The sequence below is a fragment of the Butyricimonas sp. Marseille-P2440 genome (assembly GCF_900091675.1).
GTDB lineage: Bacteria > Bacteroidota > Bacteroidia > Bacteroidales > Marinifilaceae > Butyricimonas > Butyricimonas synergistica.
The window spans coordinates 1,192,002-1,208,446 of record NZ_LT594610.1; the positions used below are offsets into that span (position 1 = coordinate 1,192,002).

The following is a 16,445-nucleotide window of genomic DNA, read 5'->3' on the forward strand; positions in this document are numbered from 1 at the left end:
AAACAATCCTCGCAGATTGAATTGATCGGGGCAAAGGAAGAAAGAATAAATGAATAATGCAAATGTTTTTCTCATTTTTTGCATTCATGGATTTTATTTTTCAATATGGCTCTTCATTATACTAGGGTAATCTATAGTCTACCCTTGGTCGCCCCCAAAAAGCTAGTAATCTCGTAACATAGACGTATCATGAACGCTCGTTTACGTTTATGCTACGTTCATGATTGGTTCATGGTTGGTTCATGGGGTAGAGTAACGGTAGATCGGGGGTGAAGAAGAGAATTAGTATTGTTGTTATAATCCATTCACCAGTTTGTAGCCCGTGGCAAATTCGTTTTGTATGGCTAGTGTTTTGTCGGCTTTTAGTTTTTTGTTCAACAGGCAGACGTAGCGGGTGAGTGCTTTTTCTTTGTCCGTGGAGTAGAGGTTCCACAGGTTTTCGCACATTTCTACCGTGGAGATGACTTCGTTGATCCGCAGGCAGAATAACCATAGTATTTTGGCTTCCATGCCTTTCAGTTCTTCTTTTTTGCCGGAAATGACGAGTAGGCGGTTGTTTTTGTTGAAGGTGGTGGAGGGGGAAAGATGGAAAAGTCCTTGTTCTTTTTCCTTGTTCAGGCGGTGGGTACGGGCGATGGCTTTATCCAAGCGTGCTTTCACGTCGTCCACGCTGCAACCTTTCACGAGGTAGTCGTCGGCACCCTCGTATAGGGCGTGATTGTGGTTGACGGAACTAAGAATGACGATCGGCAGTTGGTCGCCTTTTTCCCGAACGAGGCGAATGAGTTCGTGCCCGTCTTTCCCGGGAAGATCCATGTCGAGCAGCAATAGATCCCATGTTCCCGCCTCGTATTTCTGCCATGCTTCGTTGCCGTCTTTGGCTATGGTCAGGTCGAAACCGGCTTCTTCCAGTATTTCAGTGTATATCATGGCTGCCGTGGCGTTGTCTTCAGCATAGAGTATTTTTATTTTTTCTTCCATATTATTATCCTCAAACAAGGCAAAATTAAATATTTAGGTTGATTTTTAATTATAAGGTAGCTTTATTTTTTCCATTTTCGAATATATATCGTGAATGTACAACCTTCTTCCGGACTGCTGTTTATTGTAATTTTCCCCTTGTGGGCTTTGATAACGTTATAGACGTAGTTTAACCCAAGACCGTATCCGGTTTTCTTTCCCGGTAAGTTTTTGTCATTCACCTGATAGTATTTGTCAAAAATATGTTTTTGTTTTTCCTGGGGGATTCCCGGACCATCATCCTTGATTGCAATGACTAATTCCGTGTTTTCCTGATAACACTCTATAGATATTTGAGGGTGTGTGTGCCCGTACTTTATAGCATTATCCAATAGATTTCGGATTGCACATATCAAATGAAAACGGGAGGCATAAATTGTGGTATCCGGTAATAAATAATGCAAGGTAATAGATAATCCGTTGTTGTTTGCGTTAGCTACTTTTTCTTCTTCAATCAGAGTAAGTAATTCTTTTTGTAAATCGAATGTGTCACGTCCTATTTTAAGTAATATAATGCCATTTAAGGTTCTTAATAGTAGTTGTGTGCTGGTTTGCAGGTGATTGATTTCTTTTTTTATTAATATTATTTTTTCTGTTCCTTTTTCATCGGATAGTGGAATGGATTGCTGTTGTAATAATTCGACCGTCATCTTGACACAATTTAAAGGTGTTCTCCAATTGTGAACGATTTGTCGCATTGTTTCTTCCTGGTAATGGGAAACTCTACGCGTAAATCGATATAAGTAAATTGAATAAATCACGAGAAGAATAAATAACAATGTTAGAATAATAAATGTCAGGATACTATTCCACGCTTTTTTTAAGAATACAGGGAGTGGAAAATTATAGTAAATTTTAAAAGATTCTTGAGCGATTAATCCCGGAATATAGTTTTTTGAAGAAAGCATTTCGAAAATGTCCGTGTCGTTGCTTTCCGGATACCTGTTTATTTCACGTTGAGTACTATCGAGTTTTAAGGTTATAAATTGTATTGTTGGGCTCAGAGAGAACGTGGTAGCTTTGAGCAAACTGTCTAATCGGGAAAACGGGGGTAATGTGTCATTAAAGAGCTCATATGTTTGCCGTAATAAAAGTTCATGTTGAGAAATGTCTGGCGCTACATAGATATCGTATTGCTTTCCTTTTTTTAATAATTGCATAATGCGAGTTTCCCGGTTGAAGCCTATGATTTTATCAGATTGGGAATTTGATGATGTATCCGACCTGAATGAACTTACCGGTCTAATGTAGAGGTCTACACAATGTTCTATGACAGAATCCATCCGAATTTGCCATTGCCCTTGCTCGGAAAGGTACAAGGTTCTAATGGCAAAGAACTGGTTACCCCATAGAAGTAAAAATATAATGATTGCAATGATACTGATTAACTTGGTGCCATTTTTCATGTTCCGAATTTTTAATGGTGATACCTGTAGAATGGAATTTTTATAATTTCTTCCATTTTCGTAAATATATCGTGAAGGTTGAACCTTTTCCGGGAATGTTTTTTACCGAGATTTTTCCTTTATGGGATTTTACCACGTTGTAGACGTAGTTTAACCCCAAGTCGTATCTTTTTTCGGGAGGTGTTTTTTCTTTCCTCTGATAGTATTTATTAAAACTGTATTTCTGTGTTTCATTAGGAATCTCTAATCCGTTGTTTTGAATGGTAATGACCAATGCCTTGTTCTCCTGGTAGCAGGATATAGATATTTGGAGAATGCCGTGACTGTATTTTATAGCATCATCCAGCAGATTACGGATGGCGCATATCAAATGGAATCTTGAAGCGTAGATGATAGTCGTGGGTAATAAGTATTGCAATTCTATGGTTATGGCTTGTCGGTTGGCTACTTTTTCTTCTTCGATGAGCGCAACTAGTTCTTGTTTTAAGTCAAATTCCGATTTGTCAATTTGAAGGTGAACGGTGTCAACTAGGGTTTTTAGAATTTGTTGGGAACCTGTTTGTAGGTGTTTTATTTCTTCAAGAATAAATTGGGCCTTTTGATTACCCTGTGTATCCGTGGGAGAAATGGATTTTTTTTGTAATAATTCGGTTAGTGTCCTGATACTGCTTAAAGGCGTTTTCCAATTATGTACGATTTGATTCATCGTGTCTTCTTGGTATCGAGATAATTTGCGCATAAACTTGATTAATCGGACGACACAGAGTATAGAAAAGATAAGAAGTAGAGTTAGGATTCCCAATGTCATCAAGTTATTCCACGTGTTTTTTAGAAAGATAGAAAAAGGAAAATTGTAATAGACTTCAAGTGATTCTCTTTTGATAAATCCTAAAATATAGTTTTTTGAGACGATCATATCTGATAAATCTAGTTGTTTTTTGGGAGGGAATCGATCTATTTCGAGCCTGGAGCTATCGAGTCTGAGGGATATAAATTTTGTTTGTGGGGCAAAAGAAGCAACAACTGCATGAAGAATGCTATCCAATCGAGAAAGGGAATCCAGTTTGCTTGTACGAATTTCGTACAAGGCTCGAAGCATCAGGCTTTCTTGAGTTTCTGTAGAATCTACAGGAAAATCGTATCTGACTCCATCACGTATAATGATAATAATGTTATTATCTGCATCAAAACTGGCACCGTAATTATCTCCATTATTAGTAAATGCCATTTCATAAGGTTTGACATAGGAGTCTATCCCATGTGATATCGTGGAATCCATCATCCGTCGCCATTGATGTTTTTCAGTTAGGTATAATGCTTTTATGACAAAAAACTGATTTATCCATAAAATGACAAAAATACCAATAGCGATGAAGCTGATTATTTTAATACTATTTTTCATATATGCCGATCCCGTAAATTACAACACTTTTACAATAAAGAAAACCGCCTTATATAAATGAAGTTGCTCAATTTTGCACACGGTAATTTTTTGTTTCACAAAGATAGCAGTTGAATTTATGAAAAGGAAATTTGTAGGAATATTTTTAATTCTAGTTTTGTGTGTGTTGACTTTTTTGCACACTGCATTTAAGGAGCCTTCTAGCGAATCCGATCTTCAATTGAAAGATGTTGAGATGTTATCCTCTCGGGAAGGAGGTTCTTCCGGGGGATGTAGCTCAGGGAACGGTTGGTGTTTTATGCCAAGTGGTACACAAAAAGGGATACATATGTTATGAAGAAATTTATGAGAAATAGAATTAGTTGTTTCGTGGGAATTGCCATGATGATGGCATGTACAGATAATGTTGTACCTGAAAAAATGAGTGTAGCTGCACAATTGATACCAGATGAAACTATTGCGGTAAATTCTGTATTTGCATTGAAAAGGTATGGCATTACAGATCCGGAAGATTTTATTAAACAAGGGAATTTGTTTGTTGTGGGGCGCTCGTATGAGGATTATCAGATCCGGGTGATTGATACGCGTAGAAATGAAAGTTCAGGAATGTTGAAATTCGGGGAAGGGGTGGAAGAATCAATCGGGATTACCGGTTTGACGTTGAGTAGCGACGGTAATGTGACTGCATTGGATTACAGGAAAGGAAAATTGCACGAGTTACCGGTTTCACCGTTAAGTAGAGGGGGTGCGGCAAGCGAGTTACAGCTAACGCCGGAGAGAGTACATCTTGCTGCAATAAAAGGAGAGTCATTCGTGATTACGACAGGACTTTATGACGAGGGACGCTATCGTTATTACTCGGAAGAGAGTGGCGAAGAACATTACTATCTACCTTACCCGGGACATCCGGATTACCCGGAGTTGTCGGAGAAGGCAAAAAGTATGTTGTACGCGAGTACTGTCCTGCGTTTGCGTCCGGACGAGGGTGCTTTTGTTTGCACGGAAATGCGTAGTGGAATTATGGATATTTGCCGGATAGCAGATGGCAAAATAGAGTGTATTTGCAGGCGTTGCTTTCATTATCCCAAGGTGAGGGTCATCGATAAGGAGGACGAGGTTGATGTGGCGTATTATCAGGATAACGTGTTCGGATTTCAGGATGTTGCGGTGTCAAATGATCGTATTTACGTGTTGTATTCAGGAAAAACTTACCGGGAAGCCCAGCAAAATGTTTCCCAATGTCAGACTTTGCTGGTTTTTGATTGGGAGGGGAACTTGCTTTCTTCGGTTCGTCTTGATATTCCTGTTTATAAAATATCCTTTGATACTGTTGAGAATATGTTGTATGGTTTAAAGGGTACTTATGGGGATATTGAACTAATGCGACTGAATGTATGGGGGGCTGAAGGCGTGTAATTACAATACTTTTACAATAATATATTCATGAAGATTAAAGCGACTTTGCCCACTTTTGCCTATGGAAAATAACAAATGCTATGATTAAAATTTTATTTGTATTGATGATTGTTTTTTTGCTTTACAATTGTACAAGCTATCCGCCGGAACTCTCGGAATCTTTAATGTTAGCCGGAGAGAATCGGAAGGAATTATTGCATATGCTGGAGCATTACAAACAAGATAAAGATACATTGAAATATAAAGCAGCTTGTTTTTTGATAAAGAATATGCAATGGCATTATGCCGAACAAACTGTTGAAAAGATCGATCCCCGTCTTGATTTGTTTTGGCAGGGGTGTGATAGTTTGTATTCTCGGGCTGTGGACAGAATAAGTGATACGCGATTAGATGAAAAGAATACATTATTATGGGATTATTCTGATGCGATTCAGGTAGTATCTGCTTTTATGCCGATTGATACGAATGTGCAGGTCGTGAAGCATCCGGTAAAAGATGTGGAAGTTATTAAAGCGGATTTTTTAATTCCCCATATAGATAATGCTTTTCGGGTGTGGAAAGAGTCGCCCTTTGCTCGTCATCTTTCTTTTGAAGAGTTTTGCGAGTATATTCTTCCTTATCGTTCCGTGAATGGAGTTGTGTGTTCGGAGAATGGGCAATTTCTTCGGGAACGATTCGGGAAACATTTGTTTCGGTCGACGGGGAAAACTTTACGCAGTTATTTGACCCGGTATAACCGTTATATCAATCACGTTTGGTTGTGTAGCCGTCATATTCGTTTACCTGAATCTACTGGTATATTTGATGTGTTCTTCACGAATTTTATTGATTGTGTAACTCTTTCGAATAATGAATGTAATGTACTTCGAGCCTGTGGGTTTCCGGTGGTCATCGACAATATGATCGCTTATCGGGAATATCGAAGTCGCCATTTTTATTGTGTGTTTTTAGATAGCTTGAATCAACGGCATTTATTTAATGCTCAATCCACGTATGTGGATACGGTGAGTCCTATTGCCCGACCTTCTGTAAACTTTTATCGGAATACTTTTGCCGCACAAAAGGATTCTCCGGTATTCTTAAAAGCCAAGAAAGAGAAAATACCATTGGAATTAGCAAATCCTTGCATCAAGGATGTCACGAGCGAGGTGTACGAAACGGTCTCTATCACCTTACCTTTTGAAGAAGAAACAGAGAATAATCTGGGATATTTATGCACCTTTTGTGGAAGTGCTTCCGGTGGGGTTATTCCGGTCACATGGGGTGTTATCAATAAAGAAAATAAAGAAATTACGTTTCAAAATGCATTATTTAATGTGCTTTATTTCCCGATGTATATGCAAGGGGGCAAACTCCACGAATGGGGTAGACCTTTTTATCTCGAGAAAGATTCTTTGCGGGGCGATTGGCAGTTGCGTTATCTTGACGGGAATGAAGAACAGGCGAAAGGAACATTGTTACTGAATCGTAAATTTCCACTGAAAAAAGACTTGCTGGATTTAGCCCCTAGTTTCATAGGAGGACGGATAGAAGGTGCTAATAAAAAAGATTTTTCAGATGCAAGGTTGTTGTATGTTTTTAAGGAGGTTCCAAAACCTTATTGGGCTGAATATGTTTTTGAGAATACAGAAGCTTATCAGTATTATCGTTTCATGGCTCCTCCCGGGGGAAGTCATATTGCAGAAATGCAATTTTTGACTCACCGGGTGCCGGAAATGCAATACACGGCGGAAGCGACTCCTCTTCCTGTATTTAGCGAAGAACAAATTACGAATAGCCGGGATCCATTCGTAAAAGTTATAGAATTAGATACGTTTTCTATGAAGAGTTCTGCTTTTGCTGATGGAAATGCTTTAAGTTATTCCTTGTATTCAGAAGCTTCGCTTCATTTAGAAGAACCAGTTGTTGTTGATCGAATTAGGTTGTTACCTCGTACTGCTGATAATATGGTAAAGCCAGGCGATGAGTATGTTTTGTTTTATTGGAATAATGGATGGTGTGAAGTCGGTAAGCAAAAGGCTAAGTATAATTTTTTAAAATTTGAAAATGTTCCGATGGGGAAGATTTATTGGTTGGTAGATATAACCCAGGGACAAGAGGACTTACCATTCATTTATAAAGATGGAAAACAGTTGTTTATTTATGATTCTGTAATAACAGATAGAGAAATATAGTGTGTGAAAATTAAATATTAGAATATGGAAAATTATAGATTATCGTCTTATACAATTTTTACAAAATTGGAAGATACTGAAGACAAGTATATGTTGGTACATGGATATACAGGTGCAATAGATATTGTAACGGAAAATGTTGTATTTGATTTAAAATCTAACGCAAATTTTTTAAAATCTGACGAATGTTCTTTTTCTACGAGTACATTTAATACACTTGTAAAAAGAGGATATATAACAGAAAAAACAATTGAAGAAGAGTTTAAACATATCGGAAAGATGGCAGATTTATTACATCAAAGTGTAAAAAAATTGTATAAATATTTTTTGTTTGCTGTTACATATAATTGTAATTTCCGATGTCCTTATTGTTATGAGAACGAGATTTCAAATAACGGTAATAATTGGGGACAAAAAACATTTACAAAGGAGATGGTAGACCAAGCTTATGCTGCAATGCTTAAGATTGAACCACAAAGGAAACTTCATGCTAATGTGATAACTTTATATGGTGGGGAACCGTTGTTAGCTAAAAATAAAGAAATAGTTGATTATATTGTTCAAAAAGGGCATCGTTTAGGATATAAATTTTCGGCAATAACTAATGGTTATGATTTGGATCATTTTAAAAACCTACTTTCTCCTGATCTAATTAATAATTTACAAATTACAATTGATGGGGATGAGGAGCAGCATAATAAGCGACGTATTCATTATCAAGCTAAAGATACATTTCGTAAGGTTTTGAGTAATGTAAGAATAGCTTTAGATTGTGGGATAAGTGTATCTATTCGTGTTAATACAGATATGAAAAATTTTGAAACATTATATGAATTACAACGAATATTTGATGAATTGGGGTATTCTAAAAATGAAAGATTTTCTTTTCATTCAGCTTTGTTACAAAATTTCGAACCATTAGATTTTAATGCTGATTCAAACATTGATTATCCTGGACAAAAACAATTTAATCATCGTCATAAGCAAGAAGAATTTAAATTTTCATGCCAAGATTATGGAATATTTAGAAATATATATAATACAATTAAAAATAAAAAATTACTTGATTTTAAAGCAACTCTTTGTGCCTCTCAATATGGAGAATATATCTTTGATCCTTATGGTGATATTTATCCTTGTTGGGATGTTATCGGTAAAAAGCAGCACAGCCTAGGGACTTATACTCATAATCAGGTTATTTGGACAGATGCTTTAAAACAATGGCATGGTCGGAATATTCAAAAAATTCGTAGTTGTATACGATGCAAATATGCTTTATTGTGCAATGGCGGATGTGCTGGATTAGTTTATTTTAAAAAAATAAAATTTTATCTAATTATTGTAATGATTTTTCTGATACGTTTGAAGTTGCGATTAATAGAGTTTATAAAAAATATATTAGCTAGGTTAGCTAGTATAGATTGTCAAATTTAAAATTTGTAAAAATGAAAAACAAAGAAAGAAAAGATGAAATTGAATCTTTGAACGATCAATTGTATGATGAGTTTTACGTACAAGAATTGGAGGAAAGATTGGAAACTGATCCGCTACTTGTTGGAGGGCTTTTAGATTTTTTCTCAGATGTGGAAAGTGATGGGAGTGATTTGTTGAGAGGATGTCAGGAACAATGCAATAATTTGTGCATAGGACAATGTATTGGACAGAAAAATAATTAATTAAAAAGGATTGCTTATATTAAGCAATCCTCTTAAATTGTAAACCATTTATGATGGAACAATACAAAGATAAAATTCAACAAATAGAAATTTGTTCATTTGAAATTTCATGTAAAGATACTAGATATTTAATTAGCTCAGGAAAATGTTATTTTGAGGTTAATACTGCTATCGTTAATTTAATTGCTGTTTTGCAACAAGCAAATACTCTCCAAGAAGTTGTGATATTATTTGGGAAAAAGCAAAATAAAATTTATACAGAAGGAGAGGTGGAGTTATTGATTAAACAATATATAGACCCTATTATTAATAGAGTTGGGAAATCACATTCTTCTTTTTTGATAAAAAAAGAAATACTTTCAGAGAATTCTATAAATATTTTTTCTGATTTTCTAAAAATTCTGCTAAAAAAAGAGATTATACTTCTATTTTTGGGAATAGTGTGTTGTTTAGAATTTCTTTTTTTTTCTAATCATTTATCACTAGTTACATCACATCGTTTTAATTTATATACTCTTGTCGAATTATTATTGTTATTTGTTATATCTTCCTTTATTCATGAATTGGGACATGCTTCTGCTTGTCGTTATTTTAAAGTTAGGCATGGTGGAATAGGTTTTGGACTGTATCTTAATTTTCCTGTCTTTTACACAGATGTTTCTAATATCTGGAAGCTTTCTAGGAAAAGAAGATTAGTTGTGAATTTTTCGGGAGTATATTTTCAGTTAATATTACTAATACCGATATTGTTACTTTATTTTTATACAAATAGTATTTTGTTGAAATATTTTATTTATGTAGTGAATCTAAATTTTCTAATCACATTAAATCCTTTTTTTAAATTTGATGGTTATTGGATTATATCAGATTTATTGGGTGTACCTAATTTAAGACAACGGACTATGGAAGTATTCTCATATTATTTAAAGAAAATAAAGAATAAAAGAATAAAAAAGAAACCGTTCTTGTTTGGAATGAAAAAAAGAGAGAAATTCTTTATGTCGATTTATTCTTTAGTCGTTAATTTCTTTTTTGCTTATTATTTTTTGTATCTACTTCCTTTATTTTTGTATGATTTTATTAAGACATTTCCAATTCATATACAAAAAATAGTATTAGAATTAGTTGCAGGAAAAATACCAGATTATCAACTAACACAAATCGTAGTCGTGAAATTATTATTTTTTATATTTACAATTTATTTATTGTTTAAGATGATTTTAGGTGTCGTTTATAAGTTTAAAAGGATTAGATATTAGTTATGAGTCAATTATGTCTTTTTTTTAAACCAATTTGGTGTAATATTATTTGTCATAAAGCCTATGCTTTATTTTGTGTACTTGGAACAATGTTGACATTTATATTTATTACAATTATCATGCAAATATCCCATGTATTATTGGATAAAACACCTCCAGTTTTAAACGCTGAACGGATTGTATTTATTCCAGATTATTTAGAAAATGATACAGGAAAATTTATTAAAGGGATAAACAAAAGCGATGTTAAAACATTAGTAAGCAATTTGAAGGAGAAAATATGTTATACGTCTTCTCATTTTGAAGCAGCTAGTATTTTAGTAAATGGACAATATAATGATTATGGAATTCATTTTATAGATGAAAATTATTGGAACGTCTTTCAATTTGAATTTGTTCAAGGACATGCATTTACGAAAAGTGAGATGGAAATACCTTGTGCGATTGTGAATGAAAATTTTGTGAAAACTTTTTTCCCAGATAAAGATGTGCTTAATAAAGAGATTTACTTTCAGCAAGGTACATATAAGATTACAGGAGTTGTTGCTGATGTATCATTTTTTTCACAAGAGGGGCATGCATCACTTTGGGTTCCAGAAAAATTTAATAAACAAATACCTACGGGTAACGATTGGGTTAAAACATATATCCTTTTTCCTGAAAATATGAACCAAGAGGCTATAATGAGAAGTATAACAAGCGCTTTTAAACTTTTTACAAAAATGTATAATGTAAAAGGAAGTTCTACATTAAAACAGATTAAAACAGTGGATGAGGTTACGGTGGAAAGATATGGTGGAGATTTATTAATGATGGGAGTTTGTGGTATTATATTTATTTTATTGATTATACCTATATTGAATATTGTATTATTAAGTATGGCTAATACGAACATACAAGTTAATGAGATTGGCTTGAAACGAGCTTTAGGAGCAGATAAAAAGACGGCTTTTTTGTCTATTTTGATGGAAAATTTTTTATTGGTAGTGTTGGGTACTATTTTAGGTATTATTTTAACGTTACCAGTATGTGAAGGTATTGATTGTTTATTATTTTCAGAGACTATTGATGGGAAGATGACAATTTTAGCTAGTTTAAATTGGGGTATGATATTTGCGATAATATTGCCATTATCTCTATTTTTTTCTCTTTTTTCTGGGGGGATACCAGCTTATTGGATGGTGAAACGACCTATTATTGATATGTTGAAAGGAGGTTCGAAATGTTGAGGCATATTTTTGTGTTATTTTGGAATCAGAAAAGAGCATATGGAGGAATGTTTGTGGAACAAATAATCGTATTTGTAGTGTTGTTATTTTGTTTTACAGTAATAGGAGAAAAAAGTTATTTATATTTTACAGATGGAATGCTAAATACAAGAAATACGTATTGTTGTTATATTTTTCTTGCTCCAAATGCAAAGTTCCCTTTATTTAGTGAGGTAAATCAAAAAATGACTCAAGTGGTAGAAAAAATTAATAAAGAGCCGTATGTAGTCGCTTTTGGAAAAAGCATAGCGTTTGTTCCTTATATGAGACCGGAGAATATGAATCCGTATGACTCAATATTGATTGATAATAAGAAAATTAAAGTTCTCCTGAAATTTGCAGATGAACATATATTAGAAGTTTTTAAACCACAGTTAGAGGAAGGGAAGTGGTTAACTAATATACAACAAAAAGATGGTTCTTTTCCTGCTGTGATTACGAGGCAATTAAAAAATGAAATGGGGTGGAATCAAGGAGTTGGAAAAAAAATATATTTTAATGGAGCGGCATTCTCTGTAGTAGGTGTTATAGCAGGAGTTAAGCAGGAACCATTAAAGCCCTCTTATCCAACATTGATTATCCCGAGCTTTATAGATCACGGTAATAGATGGATGGAATTTACCGCAAGAGTAGAAGAAGGAAAAGCTAATGATTTCCGGAGTTTGATGAATAAAGAATTTTATAAAATGATGGGAAAAGATGATTTTGAATTGTCGATTGCGGATGTGGAAAAATGGAAGCGAGCTCAGATGCAAAATGATTTTATTACCTTGTTAGGAGTATTGATTCCAACTGTTTTTTTATTTATTTTCGCTTTTATTGGTACGTTTGGTTTGTTTTGGCTTTATTCTTCTAAGCGAAAAAAAGAATTTGCCTTGCGGATTGTTGTGGGGTCAACTCCTTTTGGATTGAAAAATTTTGTTATCACGGAAGCTTTGGTGTTGACTGTTTTAGCATGGATTCCCGGTATGATTTTGTTTTTTTGGGTATATCAGTTCAATGTAGTTAATTTATTGGCACTGGGTACGGCTTGTTTCGTGATGATATTATTTTCAGTATTTAGTGCCTGGTATCCTGCTTATCAGGTTTCCCGAATAAATCCGGTAGAGGCAATGCGGGAGGAATAAAATTGAATTATAAATTTAAATATATTGCTATGATTACTTTGGAAAATATTAATAAGACATTTTACACGGACGAGATAGAAACTCATGCGTTGGAAGATATCAATTTGACTATTAAAGCCGGAGAATTTGCGGCAATTATGGGTCCTTCCGGGTGCGGGAAAAGTACAATGTTGAATATTATGGGCTTGTTGGATACGCCAACGAGCGGAAGCGTGATAATTGATGGCGTACGTGCCGATCGAATGTCGGATAAAGATATGGCAAGGATGCGGAACCAGAAGTTGGGATTTATTTTCCAAAGTTTTCATTTGATACCTTCGTTGAACGTGTTAGACAACGTGCTGTTGCCCATGCTGTATCGTCGGGGAAGTTCTTCTTCGGAGAATAAGAAGCGGGCACTGGAGATTATAGAACGAGTGGGATTGACTCATCGGTTGAAACATTTTCCGGCACAGTTATCCGGGGGGCAATGCCAGAGGGTGGCAATAGCCCGGGCGTTGATAGGAGAACCGAAAGTGATCTTGGCGGATGAGCCTACCGGAAACCTGGATAGTAAGATGGGAGTGGAGATCATGGATATTCTCACGGGGTTAAACCGGGAGGGGGCAACAATCGTGATGGTAACACATGACGAGGGATTAGCAAAAGAAACGGGGCGGATTATTCGATTGTTTGACGGTAAACTGGCATGACAAGTAAAGACAGATGGGGGTTTGGGCTGTTGCTTTTCTTCGTGATCGTGACAGTATGCGCGATGAATGATCCATACCTCTTGGGCGGATGGATCGTTCTAGCGCTTTTATGGTTTGGAGGGCGTAAAAAAGCAATGTGTTTGTCTTGGATAGACATTGGAGTTGTTGTTCTGTGGGTATATGACCTAACCTCGTTGTTTACAACTATAAACGGAGAAGTGACACGTCTGTCAATCATTCCGGTAACATTAGCTGTATTTTATTATTTCGTTTTACGTGTCGAGTTCCGGAATAGACAGAAATTTAAAAAGTTGCTGTATTTATTAAGTTTGTTTCTTGGAATATTGGGGTGGTTCGGGCTTATTGCTTTCGGGATATTTGCTTCTGCCATACGAGAGGTAGGATGGCAGAATGTGTATGATTTCCGTTTTTTGCATCGTCCTTTGGGTAATATTGCTAACGTGTGGGCATCATTATTGATCGTGTTTTTCATGATCGTATATATCACGTTGATGTTGTACCGTAAGGAACGAAAAAGTGTTGTCATTTTATGGGGATGTTTATTCCCGATTATTTTCGGTTTGGTTACATCGTTCTCCCGGGGTGTATATGTTGCTTTTTTCATGTTGTTGTTATTATGCATCGGGATATGTTTAACGGCTAGAGGAAGAATGGGAAGAAAAATCGGAGGTGTAGCGGGGCTTTGTTGCTGTTCGTTGTTAGTTATGGCATTTTATCCGCGGGAAGTGGGCAGAACATTGAGAATGACAGAAACCATTTCACAGCAACGAAGTATAGAAGGGCGAGTGGAGAGGAGTATAGCTGTTGCGGGTATGTTGAAAGAAGTACCGCTAACGGGGGCGGGAATGGGAAATTACACGTTGATTGCTAACGCAGGACGTTACGAAGATGATCTGATCTCGTACACGAGTTTTGCACCGAATATGTTCGTGCAATTGCTGGCTGAAAAAGGGATATTGGGTTTTGCCTTGTGGGGAATGTTTGCTATTTACCTGTTTTGCTTTTTTTTCAGACATCGGCGTAACAAGTGGATGGTTTTCTTGGGAGGGTGTTTCTTGATTCTGTTGGTACGGGAAGCGACGTTTCCCGTTTTCTTGGAAACCCCGGGACTCATGATTTTGGGATTAACGCTTCTGGCTTTTGGACAGAGTGTTGTACGTCAAAAAGGAGAAACACGGGAATTATCCCCGGGTATATCCCGCTATGTGCGGCTAGGATGTGTGTTGTTGTTTGTCGGGATGTACGTGAATTTGATGCTATATTACAGGAATGAAAGGTATAATCTCGAGTTTTTGGAAGCCGTGAAGAATAAAGAGTATGATAAAGCTCGGAAAGTGATCGAGAAAACAAGCGAGAGAACACCATACCTGATCAATCGATCGTTGATGTATTCATTGCTTGAGGATTGGGGGAAAGCAGAATATTACACACGTTTGGCACTAGAGAAAAATCCTTGGGATGTCCAGTTGCAATACAATTTGGCTCGAATATATACGCGAAGTGGCAAGACGGGTTTGTCCCAAAGGATTTTAGAGAATCTGGTAAAGGTGTATCCCAATAATTTTTTATACCAGTGGGGAATGTTTGACTTATGTTACAGTGAAGGGAAGAAGGATGCGGCTATTCTTTGTTTGGTACGAGTGACTGAATTGAACCCACGGATTATGGATTCTCCTTTTTGGGAGAGATTACGGGAACAGGATCAAGAAATGACTCTTGCCGTTCAGATGCAATTAAAAGATAGGGTGAAAGAGATGCCTGATGAGCCGATTATGCTTGCAAATTATGCGAAGATCGCTCTTTCTTTGCGAGATACGGTTCGGGCGGAAGAATTGTATAGAGAGGTTATTCAGGTATTGCCGAATTTGATTTACCCGTGGTATTATTTGGGAGTAATAGAATGTGACCGTGGTAATACTGACGCTGGAATGAAGTATTTGAAATGCTTTATGCGGTTGGCATATGGTTCTTTTTTTGCGTTAGAGAAAATGGAAGAGAATATCACGTCGGGAAAGCTTTTCGAGAGAGTGGAAAAGCGTCCGTTTTTTTCTACGAAGTATTTGAACAAGTTTGCCGTCTGGTACAGAAGTAACACGCTGGAATTACCTGTGTCAGGAGGTGAAGCATGTTTTTAACGAAATCTAATGAAAGATACTATGATGAAAGTCTGTATAGTTTTAATTGCATGTTGTATAGCGGGATGTTTTGATTTATTGAAGTATGAAGCGAAACAGGATGTGGATTTTTTGAATACCGAAAATGTTGTTTTCACGGAAGTGTTGAATGAATTACCGAAGAATCGTGTTGCGCTGAGAGAAGATGAAAGGACACGGGATGCAAATAAGGAATTGCCACCATGTTTGCAAGAACGAAGCCTGACGAGTGTAAGAGGAGATTCATATATTATTTCTGTCGGGCTTCACGAGCAAGGACGTTATTGTTTGTATTCATTGCCGGAAAGAGATGAAAAGTATTATCTCTCGTACCCGGGACGCCCGGATTATCCCGGAATGACAGAAAAGACAAAACGAATTTTATACGCAGCTTCGATATTGCGGTTAAGACCGGATAATAAAGCTTTTGTTTGTATGGATCGCCATAGCGGAATGATAGAAATATGTAACGTAGAGAATCAGAGGATTGATAGCGTATGGAGGCATTGTTTTTATTACCCGCAGCTGGTAGTTCGGGAGAAGAATGATATTAGCGTGGTGCTTTACAAGGAGGAAAGATTCTGTTGTCGAGATATAAGTGTATCCGAGAAAAGGATTTACGCCTTGTGTTTTTACCAGCCACATTTAAAGGGTAACGATGGGGTATATCAAAGAATGTTGCTGGTGATTGATTGGCTAGGGAATATATTATCAGCTTTTCGAGTTGACAGACCTGTAACGGGTATCTATTTCGATGGTTCGGACGAGAGATTGTACGGGTATATTGACGGGAAGGAGAGCAGGACTTTGGTTCGATTTAATATGAATTAG

The 16,445-nt window shown here is 36.3% G+C and carries 13 protein-coding genes; 10 read left to right on the forward strand and 3 right to left on the reverse strand.

The window, feature by feature from the left end:
* Nucleotides 1-294: 294 nt before the first annotated feature.
* From BN8899_RS15950 to BN8899_RS15960, 3 genes are all read right to left on the reverse strand, one after another.
* Nucleotides 295-981 (reverse strand): response regulator transcription factor, encoded by a 687-nt coding sequence (locus BN8899_RS15950; RefSeq protein WP_148375480.1) that lies wholly within the window; start codon nucleotides 979-981, stop codon nucleotides 295-297.
* 62 nt (nucleotides 982-1,043) lie between these two features.
* Nucleotides 1,044-2,426 (reverse strand): sensor histidine kinase, encoded by a 1,383-nt coding sequence (locus BN8899_RS15955; protein ID WP_065220144.1) that lies wholly within the window; start codon nucleotides 2,424-2,426, stop codon nucleotides 1,044-1,046.
* Nucleotides 2,427-2,466: 40 nt separating this feature from the next.
* On the reverse strand, nucleotides 2,467-3,828 hold the full coding sequence (locus BN8899_RS15960) for a sensor histidine kinase (protein WP_065220145.1): 1,362 nt from the start codon (nucleotides 3,826-3,828) through the stop codon (nucleotides 2,467-2,469).
* 345 nt (nucleotides 3,829-4,173) lie between these two features.
* Here BN8899_RS15960 and BN8899_RS15965 point away from each other — a divergent pair, with 345 nt between their 5' ends.
* The 10 genes from BN8899_RS15965 to BN8899_RS16010 all read left to right on the forward strand — a co-directional run bounded on the left by BN8899_RS15965 (nucleotide 4,174) and on the right by BN8899_RS16010 (nucleotide 16,445).
* Nucleotides 4,174-5,244, forward strand: a complete 1,071-nt coding sequence (locus BN8899_RS15965; protein ID WP_187376933.1) for a BF3164 family lipoprotein — start codon at nucleotides 4,174-4,176, stop codon at nucleotides 5,242-5,244.
* A gap of 80 nt (nucleotides 5,245-5,324) precedes the next feature.
* The gene (locus BN8899_RS15970) at nucleotides 5,325-7,418 is read left to right on the forward strand and encodes a hypothetical protein (protein WP_065220147.1); all 2,094 of its coding nucleotides are present in this window, start codon (nucleotides 5,325-5,327) and stop codon (nucleotides 7,416-7,418) included.
* Nucleotides 7,419-7,442: 24 nt separating this feature from the next.
* Nucleotides 7,443-8,852 carry a radical SAM/SPASM domain-containing protein gene (locus BN8899_RS15975; RefSeq protein ID WP_082987097.1) on the forward strand — a complete coding sequence of 470 codons (1,410 nt, stop codon included), beginning with the start codon at nucleotides 7,443-7,445 and terminating at the stop codon, nucleotides 8,850-8,852.
* Nucleotides 8,853-8,863: 11 nt separating this feature from the next.
* Nucleotides 8,864-9,094 carry a hypothetical protein gene (locus tag BN8899_RS15980; RefSeq protein ID WP_065220148.1) on the forward strand — a complete coding sequence of 77 codons (231 nt, stop codon included), beginning with the start codon at nucleotides 8,864-8,866 and terminating at the stop codon, nucleotides 9,092-9,094.
* Nucleotides 9,095-9,144: 50 nt separating this feature from the next.
* On the forward strand, nucleotides 9,145-10,353 hold the full coding sequence (locus BN8899_RS15985) for a zinc metalloprotease (RefSeq protein WP_148375482.1): 1,209 nt from the start codon (nucleotides 9,145-9,147) through the stop codon (nucleotides 10,351-10,353).
* 2 nt (nucleotides 10,354-10,355) lie between these two features.
* On the forward strand, nucleotides 10,356-11,582 hold the full coding sequence (locus tag BN8899_RS15990) for an ABC transporter permease (RefSeq protein ID WP_065220150.1): 1,227 nt from the start codon (nucleotides 10,356-10,358) through the stop codon (nucleotides 11,580-11,582).
* Complete coding sequence (locus BN8899_RS15995; protein ID WP_065220151.1) at nucleotides 11,576-12,748, forward strand: ABC transporter permease; 1,173 nt, start codon at nucleotides 11,576-11,578, stop codon at nucleotides 12,746-12,748. Before BN8899_RS15990 ends, BN8899_RS15995 begins: the two co-directional genes overlap by 7 nt.
* Before the next feature lie 29 nt (nucleotides 12,749-12,777).
* Nucleotides 12,778-13,440, forward strand: coding sequence for an ABC transporter ATP-binding protein (locus BN8899_RS16000; protein WP_065220779.1), 663 nt, complete (start codon nucleotides 12,778-12,780; stop codon nucleotides 13,438-13,440).
* Entirely contained in the window at nucleotides 13,437-15,596 is a 2,160-nt protein-coding gene (locus BN8899_RS16005; RefSeq protein ID WP_065220152.1) for an O-antigen ligase family protein, read from the forward strand. Before BN8899_RS16000 ends, BN8899_RS16005 begins: the two co-directional genes overlap by 4 nt.
* Nucleotides 15,597-15,617: 21 nt before the next feature.
* Nucleotides 15,618-16,445 carry a hypothetical protein gene (locus tag BN8899_RS16010; protein WP_222860560.1) on the forward strand — a complete coding sequence of 276 codons (828 nt, stop codon included), beginning with the start codon at nucleotides 15,618-15,620 and terminating at the stop codon, nucleotides 16,443-16,445.